The sequence below is a fragment of the Aquirufa sp. A-Brett2-15D genome (genome assembly GCF_054558735.1).
Genome location: NZ_JBSKFT010000003.1, coordinates 1 through 16,587 on the forward strand (window position 1 = coordinate 1; position 16,587 = coordinate 16,587).

Genomic DNA, 16,587 nt, shown 5'->3' on the forward strand with positions numbered 1-16,587 from the left:
GATTTAAACACAGTATCTCTTCTTTATTTCTATCAACACGTCAAAGAACTCTTGTACCTCCAAAATAGACCAACAAAGCAACCCGCCTTGTCGTGAATTTAATCACCGTCTTTTCTTTCAGTCTTGCTCTAAGAACCTTCTGTTCCTAGCGATTGGGAGTGCAAAGATGTAGGATTAATTCTTTAAACGCAAGTCTGCCTGCGAAACTTTTTAGGAAGAATTGCCTAAAACACTGAAAATCAAAGAGAACAAATGAAATAAAAAATGAAAAAATCCCCGCAAAAATTAATTCTGCGAGGATTTGGACTTTATTTGGCAATAAACAGATTATTACTTTTCTAAGAATGGGTACCTGAAATCCGTAGGAGAAACGAAGACTTCCTTCACCGTACGCGGCGAAACCCAGCGCAATAAATTCAAATAAGAACCGGCCTTATCATTCGTTCCAGAGGCGCGCGCACCACCGAAAGGCTGCTGGCCCACCACGGCGCCCGTGCATTTATCATTCAAGTAAATATTACCTGCGGCATTTTCTAACGCCTTCGTCGCCTCTAGCATCGCATATTTATCTTGGGCAAAAATTGCACCCGTTAGGGCGTAAGCAGATGTCGAGTCTACTAGGGCTAAGGTCTCTTTCCAGTCAGCATCTTTATATACGTAGATGGTTAATACTGGGCCAAAGATTTCCTCCACCATCGTGCGATAGGTCGGATTCGTGGTTAATAAGACCGTAGGCTCTACGAAATATCCTTTCGAATCGTCAAAGTTACCGCCAGAAACGACGGTTACTTCCGATGATTTTTTTGCTTCGCTTATATAAGAAGTGATTTTGGCGAAGGCTTTCGCATCAATAACCGCATTCACGAAGTTTTCGAAATCTTCTGTGCCGCCCATTTTGATAGCGGCTAAATCCGTTTTCAATTGTTTTTCTACGGCTGGCCATAAAGAAGCTGGAACGTAGGCACGCGAGGCGGCGGAGCATTTTTGGCCTTGGTATTCAAAAGCGGCACGGATTAAACCCGTTACTAAAGCTTGCGGATCTGCGGATGCATGTGCCACGACGAAGTCCTTTCCGCCTGTTTCACCTACGATTCGAGGATAGGATTTATAGTTGGCGATGTTTTGGCCTATATTCTTCCAAATCGTCTGGAACACCCCCGTCGATCCCGTAAAGTGAATCCCCGCAAAGTCACGGTGCGAAAACACCACTTCCCCTGCTTCCGGGCCATCCGCTAGCACTAAATTAATAACGCCAGCCGGCAAACCGGCCTCCTCTAAAATATCCATCAATAATCCCGCCGAATAAACCTGCGTAGGCGATGGCTTCCAAACCACCGTATTCCCCATCAAGGCCGGCGCTGCTGGTAAATTACCCGCAATCGCCGTGAAATTAAACGGAGTCAACGCATATACGAACCCCTCTAAAGGACGGTATTCTAGTCGATTCCAAACTCCCGGAGAAGAAATAGGCTGTTGGCTATAAATTTGTTGTGCATAATGCACGTTAAAACGTAAGAAATCAATCCACTCACAAGCCGCATCGATTTCCGCCTGGTAGGCATTCTTCGATTGCCCTAACATCGTGCGCGCATTCAATTGCATTCTATATTTAGTTGCTGAAAGATCCGCCGCCTTCAAAAAGATGGCTGCACGATCCTCCCAAGGCATCGATGACCAAGCTGGTCTAGCCGCTAAGGCCGCATCAATCGCCTGAGCAACCTCTACTTTTCCTCCTTCATAATAATGACCTAATACATGCTGGTGATCGTGCGGGCAAGTCATTGCGACTTTTTTGGCCCCCTTCACAGAACGACCCGCGATACGCATCTGCACATCGATTTGCTGATTGCGCAAACCATCTAAGGCTTGCTTTAATTTTATGCGTTCCGCTGAATTCGCGCCATATTGTAAAATCGGCTCATTCACAGGTATGGGAACTTGGAAAACTCCTGAGGACATATTGTTTGGTTGATGTGTAATTAATAGGATGCTAAATTACGTCTTTTCAAATAATTATCAAGGCGCATAACTAATGTAAGGACGCAGCCGCCTCCACGCCACTAGATCCAGCAAGGGCATTTGCTGCAAGGTTTCGAAATCCTTTAAAGGACCATGCTGTTTTCGATAGGCCAAAACCACCTTGGACTGCCCATATGGTAAATACGGATGCTTGAAATCTTTCCACTCCACCTGATTAATTTTCAAAAAGCGATAAACGCCTGCCCCTACTTTCAATAAAGCCTTATTTTCTTTCACCCAAATCGAGTCCAAGCCATAGACCTCCTTCAATTGATCCACCTGATAAAATCCCCCTAATTTCTCCCGATAAGTCAAAATCCTTTTGGCAAACCCTGGACCTATCCCATTCAGCGCCACCCAAGCTGCCGAATCCGCGGTATTAATATCAATCGCTAGCTGTCGCCTGTGACCTCCGGACTTATAGCTTCCATAGTCAACCCAACCTTTCCTTCGGACTCCGGACTCATAACCTCCGGACTCTTTCCCTTCGGACTTTGGACTAATTGCCTTATAATTCGCCTCCCAAACCACCGGATTAAATTCCAGCTTTTGCTCCTCCTTCTTTCGCCATTCCCAACCTATGTATATGAGGGCATAAAGAACCATCATCCCAAAGAGAACAATTATCCCTTTTATCTCGGCATGAGTGTATGCGAGGGTGAAGCGGAGGTAGTACATTAGTTTTGATTTCATTAGTGGTAGGTTTAAAAGCATAGAGCATAAAGCACAAAGAATAAAGTAGGTTAAAAATGAGGCTGAAGCCCCATTTTCGTATTGATAAAAAAGAAGACAACAACATTTCTTAAATGCGTCGCCTATAGCGACTCCAAATTTATTCTTTGTGCTTTATGCTCTATGCTTTCTTGCAAGCAATTTCAAATAAAAAAACGATACCCCCCTTGCATCTCGAAAAATTATCAGTACCTTTGCAGGCTATTTTAGGGTACAAGTCTACGGACCTACCCAAAAGAAATGATTTCTGAAACACAATTCCTTTATCGTAGGGGAAACGCAAAGGGGAATCATTTTTTCATCTACGAGGCATTTCAGCTTTAAATTGTGCCCTAAGGGCGCTTATTCATTTAATTTAAAACGTATATAGCCTTGAGTAACATCACTGCCACCGGAAGACACAGCTTTGCAAAAACGCAGTCTGTGATCGATTATCCAGATTTTCTGGATATCCAAATCAAATCCTTTCAGGATTTTTTCCAGCTAGAAACAGCTGCCGAGAATCGTACTGACGAAGGTTTATTTAAAGTATTTGCTGAGAATTTTCCAATCGCGGATTCGCGGGAAAATTTCGTTTTGTCGTTCGTTGACTACTCTGTAGATCCGCCGAAGTATTCGGTAGATGAGTGTATCGACCGCGGTTTAACGTATTCAGTACCTTTAAAAGCGAAATTACGTTTGATCTGTAATGATACAGATAACGAGGATTTCCAAACCATCGAACAGGAGGTATTCTTAGGAAACATCCCTTACATGACGGAGCGTGGATCATTCGTGATCAACGGCGCTGAGCGTGTAATCGTTTCACAGTTGCACCGTTCACCAGGTGTATTCTTCGCACAATCGAAGCATACAAATGGTACTAAATTGTATTCGGCTCGTATCATTCCATTCAAGGGTTCTTGGATTGAATTTGCAACGGACGTTAACAATGTGATGTACGCGTACATCGATCGTAAAAAGAAATTCCCAGTGACGGTATTGCTTCGTGCAATTGGTTACGGAAATGACAAGGATATCCTTGATTTATTTGGCCTAGCTGAAGAAATGAAGGTGGACAAGAAGAATTTAAAAACTACGGTAGGACGTCGCTTAGCTGCGAGGGTTTTGAAAACGTGGCAAGAAGACTTCGTAGATGAAGATACAGGTGAGGTAGTTTCTATCGACCGTAACGAAATCTTGATCGAGCGTGATACCGTTATAACGGAGAACGAGATCGAGACGATTTTGGAATCAGGATCAAGCACGATCATCTTGCATAAAGATGATGTGAACGTATCTGATTATAACATCATCTACAATACATTACAAAAAGATACATCCAATTCGGAAAAAGAGGCGGTAGAAGTTATCTACAAGCAATTACGTAATACGGATGCTCCAGATGAGCAAACGGCACGTGATATCATCCAAAACTTGTTCTTCTCGGACAAGCGTTATGATTTAGGCGAAGTAGGTCGTTACCGTATCAATAAAAAATTAGGCCACGATATCCCGATGGATATTAAGGTATTGACTAAGGAAGATATCATTTCTATCGTGAAATATTTGATCGGTTTGATCAACTCTCGCGCGGTTGTCGATGATATTGACCACTTGTCTAACCGTCGTGTTCGTACGGTAGGTGAGCAATTATATGCTCAGTTCGGCGTAGGTCTTGCACGTATGGCTCGTACTATTAAAGAGCGTATGAACGTTCGTGATAACGAGGACTTTAAGCCAGTAGATTTAATTAATGCACGTACGTTATCGTCTGTGATTAACTCGTTCTTTGGAACGAATCAGTTATCTCAGTTTATGGACCAAACAAATCCATTAGCCGAGATCACGCACAAGCGTCGTATGTCTGCACTAGGGCCAGGTGGTCTTTCTCGCGAAAGAGCTGGTTTCGAGGTTCGTGACGTTCACTATACGCACTACGGTCGTCTTTGTACGATTGAAACACCAGAGGGACCGAACATCGGTTTGATTTCTTCTCTTTGTGTGCACGCGAAAGTAAACGGAATGGGCTTCATTGAAACTCCTTACCGTCTAATCGAATCAGGTAAAGTAGATACGTCTACGACTGTTTCGTATTTAACGGCAGAAGAAGAAGATGGAATGAACATCGTTCAAGCGAATGCACAGATTGACAAAACGGGTAAATTCTTATCTGAGCGTGTGAAAGCACGTTTTGAAGGTGACTTCCCTTTAGTGAATCCAGCGGATGCACAATATATGGACGTTGCGCCTAACCAAATCGTATCCGTTGCTGCTTCTATGATTCCTTTCTTAGAGCATGATGATGCGAACCGTGCCTTGATGGGATCGAACATGCAGCGCCAGGCTGTACCTTTATTGCGCCCAGAAGCGCCTATCGTAGGTACAGGTTTAGAGCACCGCGTGGCGATTGACTCTCGCACATTAGTAGTAGCAGAAGGTAGCGGGGTTATCGATTATGTAGATGCCTTGAAAATCGTTGTTAACTACGATCAAACAGAAGAGCAAAAATTAGTGAGCTTCCACGGTTCTACTAAAGAATACAAATTAATCAAGTTCCGTAGAACGAATCAGGATACAACGATCAACTTAAAGCCAATTGTCTTCAAAGGACAAAAAGTGGTGAAGGGTCAAGCGCTTTGCGAGGGTTATGCAACTCAAGCGGGTGAGCTAGCTTTAGGTCGTAACATGAAAGTGGCATTTATGCCATGGCAAGGTTACAACTTTGAGGATGCGATCGTGATGTCTGAAAAAGTTGTTCGTGACGATATCTTTACTTCGATCCACATTGAGGAATTCGAATTAGAGGTACGTGATACGAAACGTGGTGAGGAGGAATTAACTTCAGAGATCCCGAACGTTTCAGAAGAAACTGTTCGTAACCTAGACGAGAACGGTGTTGTTCGTGTAGGTTCAGAGGTGAAAGAAGGGGATATCTTAATTGGTAAGATTACACCAAAAGGAGAATCTGATCCAACTCCAGAAGAAAAATTATTACGTGCCATCTTTGGTGACAAAGCAGGTGACGTGAAAGATGCTTCGAAGAAAGCGCCACCGTCATTAAAAGGGGTGGTTATCGATACGAAATTGTTCGCTCGTCCTAAAAAGGATAAAGAAGAACGTGACAAATCGAAAGCTGAATTGAAGAAAGTAATGAAGCAATACGGTAAAGACTTATTAGACGTGCGTAAAATCATGATCGAAAAGACCGTTACTTTATTAGCTGGCAAAACGAGTGGTGGTATCCGTCACAAGTTTGGTACAGTGATCGTAGAGAAAGGAGTTAAATTCACTGCGAAAAACATCGAAGAATTATTATTCCCAGATAAAAACTTATACCGCGATGAGTCAACGTATGCAGTTCCTGAAGAAGCAAATTTACTTTCAGATTTGATCGTAGAGGACGCTACTGCGGATGCAGCGACTAACGCGACTTTCTTAGCCTTAATCAAGAGCTTCCACGTTCGTCGTAACGAAATCGCTGGAAACTTTAAGCGTGAGCGTTTCGTGTTAGAGGTAGGTGATGAATTGCCTGCAGGTATCGTGAAATTAGCGAAGGTGTATGTAGCTAAGAAGCGCAAGTTAAAAGTGGGTGATAAGATGGCTGGTCGTCACGGTAATAAGGGTATAGTTGCCCGTATCGTTCGTGAAGAAGATATGCCATTCTTAGAAGATGGAACACCAGTAGATATCGTATTGAATCCACTAGGAGTACCATCTCGTATGAACTTAGGACAAATTTACGAGACCGTATTAGGTTGGGCTGGACAAAAATTAGGAAAGCGTTATGCTACGCCTATTTTCGACGGTGGAACTGAAGCAGAGGTGGCAGCTGAATTAACGTTAGCAGGCTTACCAGACTGGGGTCGTACGTATTTATACAATGGTTTAACGGGTGATAAATTTGATCAACCGGTGACTGTAGGTATCATCTATATGTTGAAACTGGGTCACTTAGTCGATGATAAGATGCACGCACGTTCGATCGGACCTTACTCATTAATTACGCAACAACCATTGGGTGGTAAAGCTCAGTTTGGTGGTCAGCGTTTTGGTGAGATGGAGGTTTGGGCATTAGAGGCCTTCGGAGCAGCAAATATCTTGCAAGAGATTTTAACTGTGAAGTCTGATGATGTGATCGGTCGCGCTAAAGCTTATGAAGCGATTGTAAAAGGAGAGAACATGCCTAAGCCGAACATTCCAGAATCATTCAACGTATTGATTCACGAATTGAGAGGTTTAGCTCTTGAGATCACCTTAGAATAAAACCATTGGGCTTTGGCCCTAAAAAAAGAGTTCATTTTCCAATAAAATACAAAGAAAATGTCATTTAAAAAGACTAGAAAGCTGAATAGCGATTTCCAAAAAGTAACTATTTCCCTTGCCTCTCCAGAGTCAATCTTAGAGGGGTCTAACGGGGAGGTAACTCAACCGGAAACCATCAACTACCGTACCTATAAGCCCGAAATGGGTGGTTTGTTTTGCGAGCGTATCTTCGGTCCTACCAAGGATTGGGAGTGTCACTGCGGTAAATACAAGCGTATTCGTTACAAAGGCATCATTTGCGATCGCTGTGGTGTAGAAGTAACAGAGAAAAAAGTACGTCGTGAGCGTATGGGCCATATTGAATTAGTGGTTCCCGTAGCACACATCTGGTACTTCCGTAGCTTACCGAATAAAATCGGTTACATGCTAGGTCTATCTACTAAGAAATTAGACCAAGTAATCTATTACGAGCGTTTCGTGGTAGTTCAAGCAGGTATGTACGCGGAAGAAGGAAAGATAGGTAGCCAATACCTTGATTTCTTAACAGAAGACGAGTACTTAGATATCTTAGACAAATTACCGCGCGAGAACCAACATTTACCTGATGAAGATCCACAGAAATTCATCGCGAAAATGGGTGCTGACGCGTTAAATATGTTATTATCTCGTATTGAACTTGACAGCTTATCGGCTGACTTGCGTCACTCTGCGGATACTGAATCATCTCAACAACGTAAGGCAGAAGCCTTGAAGCGTTTGAAGGTGGTAGAAGCATTCCGTGAGTCGATCGGTCGTATCGATAACCGTCCAGAGTGGATGATCATCAAAATGGTACCCGTAATTCCACCAGAATTACGTCCATTAGTGCCATTAGATGGAGGTCGTTTTGCGACATCTGATCTAAATGATCTATACCGTCGTGTGATTATCCGTAACAACCGTTTGAAGCGTTTGATCGAGATCAAAGCTCCAGAGGTAATCTTACGTAACGAGAAGCGTATGTTGCAAGAAGCTGTTGATAGCTTATTTGATAACTCACGTAAAGTAAATGCGGTTCGTTCTGAAGGTAACCGTGCCTTGAAATCCCTTTCTGATATGTTGAAAGGTAAGCAAGGTCGTTTCCGTCAAAACTTATTAGGTAAGCGTGTCGATTATTCAGGTCGTTCGGTTATCGTCGTAGGTCCAGAATTGAAAATGCACGAGTGTGGTCTTCCTAAGGATATGGCAGCTGAATTATTCAAGCCGTTTGTTATCCGTAAGTTGATCGAGCGTGGTATTGTGAAGACGGTTAAGTCTGCAAAGAAAATTGTTGATCGTAAGGATCCAGTGGTTTGGGATATTTTGGAAAATGTAATGAAAGGACATCCGATTCTTTTAAACCGTGCTCCTACCCTTCACCGTTTAGGTATCCAAGCTTTCCAACCGAAATTAATCGAAGGAAAAGCGATCCAATTGCACCCATTAACTTGTACGGCATTTAACGCCGATTTTGATGGTGACCAGATGGCGGTTCACGTTCCACTAGGACACGAAGCGATTTTGGAAGCCTCTTTATTAATGCTTGCATCACATAACATCTTGAACCCAGCGAATGGTGCCCCTATTACGGTACCTTCTCAGGACATGGTGTTAGGTTTATATTATGTAACGAAAGGTCGTAAGACAACTCCTGACCACATAGTACAAGGAGAAGGACGTCGTTTCTACGGATTTGAGGAGGTTGTTATCGCCTTGAACGAGAAGAAATTATCGAAGCACGCGAACATCTTAGTGAAAGCTACGGTACGTAAGGAAGATGGTACATTGGTAGAAGAAATGGTGGAAACTGTGGCTGGCCGAGTATTATTCAACTTATGTGTTCCTGAGGCGGTAGGTTATATCAATGAATTATTGACTAAGAAGAAGTTACAACAAATCATCTCACACGTTCACAAGATCTGTGGTATGGCTCGTACGGCTCAATTCTTAGATGATATTAAAGATTTAGGTTTCCAACAAGCCTTCCACGGTGGTTTATCGATGGGTATTGGCGATGTTCAAATTCCTGCTGAGAAAGCTTCTTTAGTGAAGAAAGCACAACAAGATGTTCAAGCGGTTTGGGACAACTACTTAATGGGTCTAATCACAGATAACGAGCGTTACAACGCAGTTATTGATATCTGGACAAAAGTGAACTCGAAAATTACCGAGACGCTGATGAAGCAGATGGAGGAAGACAACCAAGGATTTAACGCGATCTATATGATGATGCACTCCGGAGCCCGTGGTTCTCGTGAGCAAATTCGTCAACTAGGTGGTATGCGTGGTTTGATGGCGAAGCCTCAGAAGAACTTACAAGGTTCTATTGGTGAAATCATCGAAAACCCAATCCTTTCTAACTTTAAAGAAGGTCTTGACGTATTAGAGTACTTTATCTCGACTCACGGTGCGCGTAAAGGTTTGGCAGATACTGCCTTGAAAACAGCCGATGCGGGTTACTTGACACGTCGTCTACATGATGTAGCACAAGATGTTATTGTTAATGAGGACGATTGCGGTACCCTTCGTGGTATTGAAGTTTTCCCATTGAAAGACAACGAGGAGATCATCGAGCCATTATCTGAGCGTATCTTAGGTCGTGTTTCTATTCACGATGTATATGATCCGATCACGAATGAATTAATCGTTGCTTCAGGTGATGAAATCACTGAAATAGTAGCGAATAAAATTGATGAGACAGCGATCGAGTCAGTAGAAATTCGTTCAGTATTAACTTGTGAGACTTTAAGTGGTGTTTGCGCGAAATGTTACGGACGTAACTTAGCAACAGCAGCCATGGTGAACTTAGGAGAAGCAGTAGGTGTAATCGCCTCTCAATCGATTGGTGAGCCAGGTACACAGTTAACATTACGTACATTCCACGTGGGTGGTACGGCACAAAACGTTTCTTTAGATGCGAGCGTAAAAGCGAAATTTGACGGAGTAATTAACTTCGAAGAAGTTCGCTCTGTAAGCTCTACAGATGCGGATGGTAAGCCAGTTGAAATTGTGATGGGTCGTTCTGGTGAGGTTCAAATTGTGAACCCAGCAAACAAACAAATATTAATCTCTTCTAACATTCCTTATGGTTCATTCTTACGTGTTAAGGAAGGCCAAGCAGTGAAAAAAGGAGATGAAATCTGTGCTTGGGATCCATACAATGCGGTAATCCTTTCTGAGGCTGAAGGTAAAATTGAATTCGAAGCAATCGAAGAAAATAATACCTACAAAGAGGAAGCGGATGAGCAAACAGGTATGCGTGAGAAGGTAATTGTAGAATCGAAAGATAAGACGAAGAACCCATCTGTATTAGTTAAAGCAAAAGGAAAAGAAGATTTAGTATATAACGTTCCAGTAGGTGCTCGTTTAGCTATCGACGAAGGAGATAAAATCAAAGCGGGTCAAATTATCGCTAAGATTCCTCGTGCGGCTGGTAAAACGCGTGACATTACGGGAGGTCTTCCACGTGTAACGGAATTATTCGAAGCACGTAACCCTTCTAATCCTGCGGTGGTAACTGAGATTGATGGAGTTATTTCTTACGGTGTGATTAAGCGTGGTAATCGCGAGATTATCGTGACACCTAAAGAAGGAATAGAGCGTCGTTACTTAGTACCTTTGACTCGTTTCATCTTAGTACAAAATAATGACTTCGTACGTGCAGGTTCTCCTTTATCTGATGGTGCTATTACGCCTTCGGATATCTTGAAGATCAAAGGACCTACGGCAGTACAAGAATATTTAGTGAACGAGATCCAAGACGTTTACCGTCTACAAGGTGTGAAGATCAATGATAAGCACATCGAGTGTATCGTTCGCCAAATGATGCAAAAAGTACAGATCCTAGAGCCAGGTGACACACAATTCTTACAAGGTCAAAACGTAGATCGTTTCGTATTCCGTCACGAGAACGACTTGATCTTAGATCAGAAAGTGATCACGGAAGCTGGAGAGTCTGAAAAATACAAAGCAGGATCGATTCTTTCTGCTCGTGCTTTACGTGATGAGAACTCTTCGTTAAAACGTAGAGACTTGAAGTTAATGAAAGTGCGTGATGCGCAAGCAGCCGTTTCTTCGTCGAACTTACAAGGTATCACGCAAGCGTCGTTAGGAACTGAATCATTCATCTCCGCTGCGTCGTTCCAGGAAACTACGAAAGTACTTTCTGAGGCGTCGATCCGCGCGAAAGTGGATACCTTAGACGGCTTGAAAGAGAACGTTATCGTAGGTCACTTGATTCCAGCAGGAACAGGTCTTCGCCGTTACAAAGATATCATCGTTACATCGAAAGATGAACTGAGAGCTTTGGAAGCGAAGAAGGAAGCTGCTGAGATCGCAGAGGCGAAAGAAAAAGTAGAGGCTGCAAACTAATTTGTAGATTCATTTGAATAGACCCCCGGCTTTTCTTAAGTTCGGGGGTTTATTTTTTATACCAAAAGAATTATGGAAAATCCCACAGAAGAAAATCAATTAAATATCGAGCTTCCAGAAGAAATGGCGGAAGGTCATTATGTGAATTTAGCGCTCATTGCGCACAGCCCATCTGAATTTGTGATGGACTTTATTCGCATCCTGCCCGGCCTTCCTAAGGCAAAAGTAAAGTCACGAGTTGTCATGACTCCAGACCACGCTTACCGCCTGATGCAAGCGCTACAAGAGAATATTCAGAAGTATGAAGAGGCTTTTGGCCCTATTATGAAAGAAGGCGATACCACTGGTTTTCAATTTCCCATGAATTATAACGGCCCCATAGGCGAAGCGTAAACGTTTTAGGTCATTTAATCCCATTTTTTTACCTTAAAATCAGGTAAAAAGGCGGGATTTATGCCTTTAAAAGGAAATTACTATTACCATGCGTTTAACCAAAAAATTCCTAGAGTCAGGACAACTAAATTCTACTATTCCTTTACAGACCCCACCGGCGGAGATTTTCAACTATCCGGAGAAAGTCTTGCAGTTTGGCACGGGCGTATTGCAACGCGGACTTTGCGATTTTTATATCGATAAAGCGAACCGCGCTGGAATATTTAAAGGACGTGTGGTCGTGGTAAAATCGACTTCGAAAGGAGGCGCAGATGCCTTCGACGAACAAGATGGATTGTATACACACTGCATTAAGGGAATCGAAGATGGCGTAGCGAAAGAAGAAAATATTATTAACTCCTCCATCTCTAGAACGATTACTGCTTCTAAGGATTGGGATAAAATTTTAGCCTGTGCAAAAAGTGAGGACATGCAAATCGTCCTTTCGAATACAACAGAAGTGGGCATTAGCTATGTAGCGAATGATCCGATTGCAAATGGATGTCCAGCCTCCTTCCCTGCGAAATTGTTGGCTTTCTTACACGCGCGTTTCACGCATTTCGAAGGCTCGGCTTCATCAGGTATGGTGATCGTGCCTACCGAATTGATTATCAACAACGGAGATGTTTTGAAAGGCATCCTCTTAAAATTAGCGGCAGACCATGGTCTTTCATCCGAATTCGTTTCTTGGTTAGAAAACGCGAATCATTTCTGTAATTCCTTAGTGGATCGCATAGTACCTGGTAGTCCAGATGCGGCAACTAATGCCGAGATTTGTGCTCAGTTAGGTTATGAAGATTCTTTACTGATAATTTCTGAAGTTTATAGTCTGTGGGCTATTCAAGGCGGAGCTAAAGTAAAAGAAGTATTGTCTTTTGCCCCAGCAGATAAAGGGGTGATTATTGCAGAAAACATCGAAATTTACCGGGAATTAAAGTTGCGCTTATTGAACGGCACTCATACCCTACTTTGTGGAATGTCCTATTTATTAGGCTTCCGTTTAGTGAAAGATGTGATGGCAAATGGCTATTTGAGCAAACTGATTATGAATTTAATGCTGAGCGAATTAGCGTTGGGCATTCCATATAAGATGGATTTTAAGGTGGCAGACCGCTTCGGACGTTCAGTTTTAGACCGCTTCCGCAATCCCTATATAAACCATAAATTGATCGACATTACCGTACAGTATACGACGAAAATGCGGATGCGTAATGTGCCCTTGTTGATTAATTATGCCCAAAACTTTGGCAAAGCACCCGAGCTTTTCTGCATGGGATTCGCGGCCTATTTACAGTTTATGCAGGCGGTGAAAGAGGAAAATGGAAAGTATTATGGCGACAGCAATGGCGAGGCCTATCTGATCCAATGTGACTACGCTCCGTATTTCTACGAGGCTTGGAAGAATTTTGATTTGAAGAAAGTCTTGTCTGACACGGAATTATGGGGCGCTGATTTAAGTGCGGTTCCAGGGTTTGAGGAGGGGGTTAAGAAGTACCTTTAAGAGATTATAGATAAGAGAGTAGAGAGTATAGATTTAAAGCATAAAGAATAGAGCACAAAGCATAAAGAAGGAATCGCCTGCGGCGATGAATATGAAATGTTTTAATGTCATTCTTTGAACTTTGAACTTTGCCCACTGACCACTGACCACTGACTACTGAATAGATAAGAGATTAACCGACCTATTATGAAAGTATTTTTAGATAAAGATTTCTTGTTGCAGTCGCAGACGGCGCAGACTTTGTACCATCAATATGCGGCAAAAATGCCCATCATTGATTACCACAATCATTTGATCCCTCAGCAGATTGCGGAGGATAAGCAGTTTGATAACATTACCCAAATCTGGTTAGCCGGCGACCACTACAAGTGGCGTGCGATGCGTGCACACGGAGTGGATGAAAAATATATCACGGGGAATGCGTCGGACGAGGAGAAATTCTTGAAATGGGCAGAAACCGTTCCCTATACGATGCGCAATCCGTTGTATCATTGGACTCACTTGGAGTTACAGCGTTATTTTGGGATTACCGAATTATTGAATGCAGAGAGCGGTAAACGCATTTACGATCAGTGTAATGCTTTATTGCGGACACCGGCATTTTCGGTGCGTAATTTATTGCAAAAGATGAACGTGAAGGCACTTTGCACGACGGATGATCCGATCGACAATTTGGCCTACCATTCACAGATCAAAGCAAGTGGATTCTCGATCAAGGTCTTGCCTACATTCCGTCCGGATAAGGCGATGGGCGTGGATGACGAACTGACGTTTGTGGAATATGTGAATTCTGTGGCAGCAGCAGCTGAAATGGAGATTCACACCTTAGCGGATTATAAAAAAGCGATCGCTGCGAGACATGATTTTTTCCATTCGGTAGGGTGTCGTTTAAGCGATCACGGATTAGAACAGATTTACGCGGATGAATATAGTGAGCAAGAAATTGCGCACATTTTTGAGCGTTTGATGACAGGAAAAACGATTAATCAAAAGGAGAAAGTTCAATTCAAATCGGCGATGCTGGTTTATTTTGCGCATTTAGATCATGCCAAAGGTTGGACACAGCAATTCCACCTCGGTGCGATTCGCAATAATAACGACCGTCTTTTAGGAACTTTAGGCCCTGATACGGGATTTGATTCGATCGGGGATTTTGAGCAGGCGAGACCTTTATCGAAATTCTTAAATCATTTAGATTCGACGAATCAATTAGCGAAGACGATATTGTATAATTTGAACCCGCGCGATAACGAATTGTTAGCGACAATGACGGGTAATTTCCAAGATGGAACAATCGTAGGAAAGATGCAATTTGGGTCTGGCTGGTGGTTTATGGATCAAAAAGACGGCATGGAAAAGCAGATCAATACGCTATCTAATATGGGTATGTTAAGTCACTTCGTGGGGATGTTAACAGACTCTAGAAGTTTCCTTTCCTTCCCCCGCCATGAGTATTTTAGAAGAATCTTGTGTAATTTACTGGGCGCGGATGTGGAAAACGGCGAATTACCGGCAGATATCACTTGGTTAGGTAAGCTGGTGGAGGACATTTCTTATAATAACGCGGCAGGGTTTTTTAATTTCAAGAATTAATGAAGAAGGTTATTACTTTTGGCGAAATCATGGGACGATTAAGTCCTGCAGGCTACGGTCGAATCACACAAGCTCAATCGCTTAACATTACCTATGGTGGTGGCGAGGCAAATGTCGCGGGAGGATTAGCCCATATTGGGATTCCTGCGGAACACGTCACATGCTTTCCTAACAACGAATTAGGTAAGGCGGCGGCAGGATACTACCGTCAAGTGGGCGTAGATATGTCACATACTGTCTACAAAGAGGGCCGTTTGGGTTTGTATTTTGTGGAGTTTGGGGCTGCGATGCGTCCGAGCAAAGTGACGTATGACCGCGCTGATTCAGCTTTTGCCAATTTAAATCCAGCCGATTTTAACTGGAAAGAAATATTCACAGGAGCCGGTTGGTTCCATTGGACGGGAATTACGCCGGCGATCTCAGAGGCAGCAGCGACTGCCTTGAGAGCGGCTTTGAAAGAAGCCAAAGCACAAGGTTTGACGATTTCGGCAGATGTGAATTACCGTAAGAACCTTTGGCAATATGGCAAAACCGTTAAAGAAGTAATGCCTGATTTAATTGCGCAATGCGACATCATCGTGTGCGGGAAAGGCGATGCGGAAGATATCTTAGACATCGTTCCTAACGGTTCACAGAAAAGTGGCTGGCACGATATCTGTATTCAAGTTAAGGAGCGCTTCCCGAACATTAAGAAGATTATTAACACCAAAAGAGGCCAGATTTCTGCCTCCCAAAATAACTTGTCAGCGACCTCTTTCGACGGCAAAAAAGTCATCAAATCGGAGACCGTAGAAATTTCTCAAATCGTCGATCGCATCGGTGGAGGAGACGCATTTATGGCCGGATATATTTACGGAAACCTAGTTTTTAGCGATGAGGCAAAGTCTTTAGCTTTTGGAGTAGCAGCTTCCGCCTTAAAACATACGATCGAAGGGGACATTAATTTGTCTGACATAGATGAGATTGAAACCGTTATGGCCGGTGATTTAACAGGACGATTAAAACGATAAAAATGGCTAGAAATTCAGCAGATATAGTGTATGCACGATTAGCGGAAACGCCCATCGTTCCTTTATTTTTTAATGCCGATCAAACGATCGCGGAAAATGTCCTTAAAGCCTGCTACGACGGTGGAATTCGCGTTTTCGAATTCACGAATCGCGGCGAAGCGGCTCCCGCTATTTTTGCTAAATTAATCGATTTCTGCGAAAAAGAATGCCCGGATTTAGTGCTTGGAATAGGTACTATTTATGATGCCAAACAAGCGAGCGAATTCATTGAAATGGGGGCTGATTTTATGTTGCAGCCCTTTACTACACCCGAGGTAGGCGAAATCTGTGCGAAACACAACATCCCTTGGATGCCCGGTACGATGACCTTAACAGAAATCCGCAACGCGGAAATTTTAGGAGCAAAATACGTGAAGATTTTCCCAGGCAATGTGGTAGGACCCGCTTTCGTGAAAGCAATTCAAGGACCGATGCCGAAGACCAAAATTATGGTTACTGGTGGAGTTGAACCGAACAGAGAAAGTCTACAATCTTGGTTTGGCGCAGGTGCGGCAGCCGTAGGATTAGGATCCCAATTATTCCCAGCCGAATTAATTAAAAAACAAGACTATACCTCTATATCAAACACGATCGCTAATCTGATCAAAACCTATCACGAACTATAAT

The 16,587-nt window shown here is 43.0% G+C and carries 9 protein-coding genes; 7 read left to right on the forward strand and 2 right to left on the reverse strand.

Annotated elements, in window-relative coordinates; genetic code table 11:
- Positions 1-330 precede the first annotated feature (330 nt).
- The gene (gene pruA / locus ACST14_RS08115; RefSeq protein WP_459462418.1) at positions 331-1,959 is read right to left on the reverse strand and encodes an L-glutamate gamma-semialdehyde dehydrogenase; all 1,629 of its coding nucleotides are present in this window, start codon (positions 1,957-1,959) and stop codon (positions 331-333) included.
- 57 nt (positions 1,960-2,016) lie between these two features.
- Positions 2,017-2,712 (reverse strand): helix-hairpin-helix domain-containing protein, encoded by a 696-nt coding sequence (locus ACST14_RS08120; protein WP_459462420.1) that lies wholly within the window; start codon positions 2,710-2,712, stop codon positions 2,017-2,019.
- 411 nt (positions 2,713-3,123) lie between these two features.
- On the opposite strand from ACST14_RS08120, the gene rpoB reads away from it, so the two are divergent.
- The 7 genes from rpoB (at position 3,124) to ACST14_RS08155 (ending at position 16,586) form a co-directional block, all read left to right on the forward strand.
- Positions 3,124-6,996, forward strand: coding sequence for a DNA-directed RNA polymerase subunit beta (rpoB, locus tag ACST14_RS08125; protein ID WP_459462422.1), 3,873 nt, complete (start codon positions 3,124-3,126; stop codon positions 6,994-6,996).
- A 57-nt stretch (positions 6,997-7,053) separates the two neighbouring features.
- On the forward strand, positions 7,054-11,385 hold the full coding sequence (rpoC, locus tag ACST14_RS08130; RefSeq protein WP_459462424.1) for a DNA-directed RNA polymerase subunit beta': 4,332 nt from the start codon (positions 7,054-7,056) through the stop codon (positions 11,383-11,385).
- Positions 11,386-11,457: 72 nt separating this feature from the next.
- Positions 11,458-11,778 carry a DUF3467 domain-containing protein gene (locus tag ACST14_RS08135; protein WP_459462426.1) on the forward strand — a complete coding sequence of 107 codons (321 nt, stop codon included), beginning with the start codon at positions 11,458-11,460 and terminating at the stop codon, positions 11,776-11,778.
- Between the two features lie 88 nt (positions 11,779-11,866).
- Positions 11,867-13,318, forward strand: a complete 1,452-nt coding sequence (locus ACST14_RS08140) for a tagaturonate reductase (RefSeq protein ID WP_459462428.1) — start codon at positions 11,867-11,869, stop codon at positions 13,316-13,318.
- A gap of 186 nt (positions 13,319-13,504) precedes the next feature.
- Positions 13,505-14,911, forward strand: coding sequence for a glucuronate isomerase (gene uxaC, locus ACST14_RS08145; RefSeq protein ID WP_459462430.1), 1,407 nt, complete (start codon positions 13,505-13,507; stop codon positions 14,909-14,911).
- A complete protein-coding gene (locus tag ACST14_RS08150; protein ID WP_459462432.1) occupies positions 14,911-15,921 on the forward strand; it encodes a PfkB family carbohydrate kinase in 1,011 nt (336 codons plus the stop codon). The genes uxaC and ACST14_RS08150 overlap by 1 nt, the downstream gene beginning before the upstream one ends.
- Positions 15,922-15,923: 2 nt before the next feature.
- A complete protein-coding gene (locus ACST14_RS08155; protein ID WP_459462434.1) occupies positions 15,924-16,586 on the forward strand; it encodes a bifunctional 4-hydroxy-2-oxoglutarate aldolase/2-dehydro-3-deoxy-phosphogluconate aldolase in 663 nt (220 codons plus the stop codon).
- Position 16,587 lies beyond the last annotated feature (1 nt).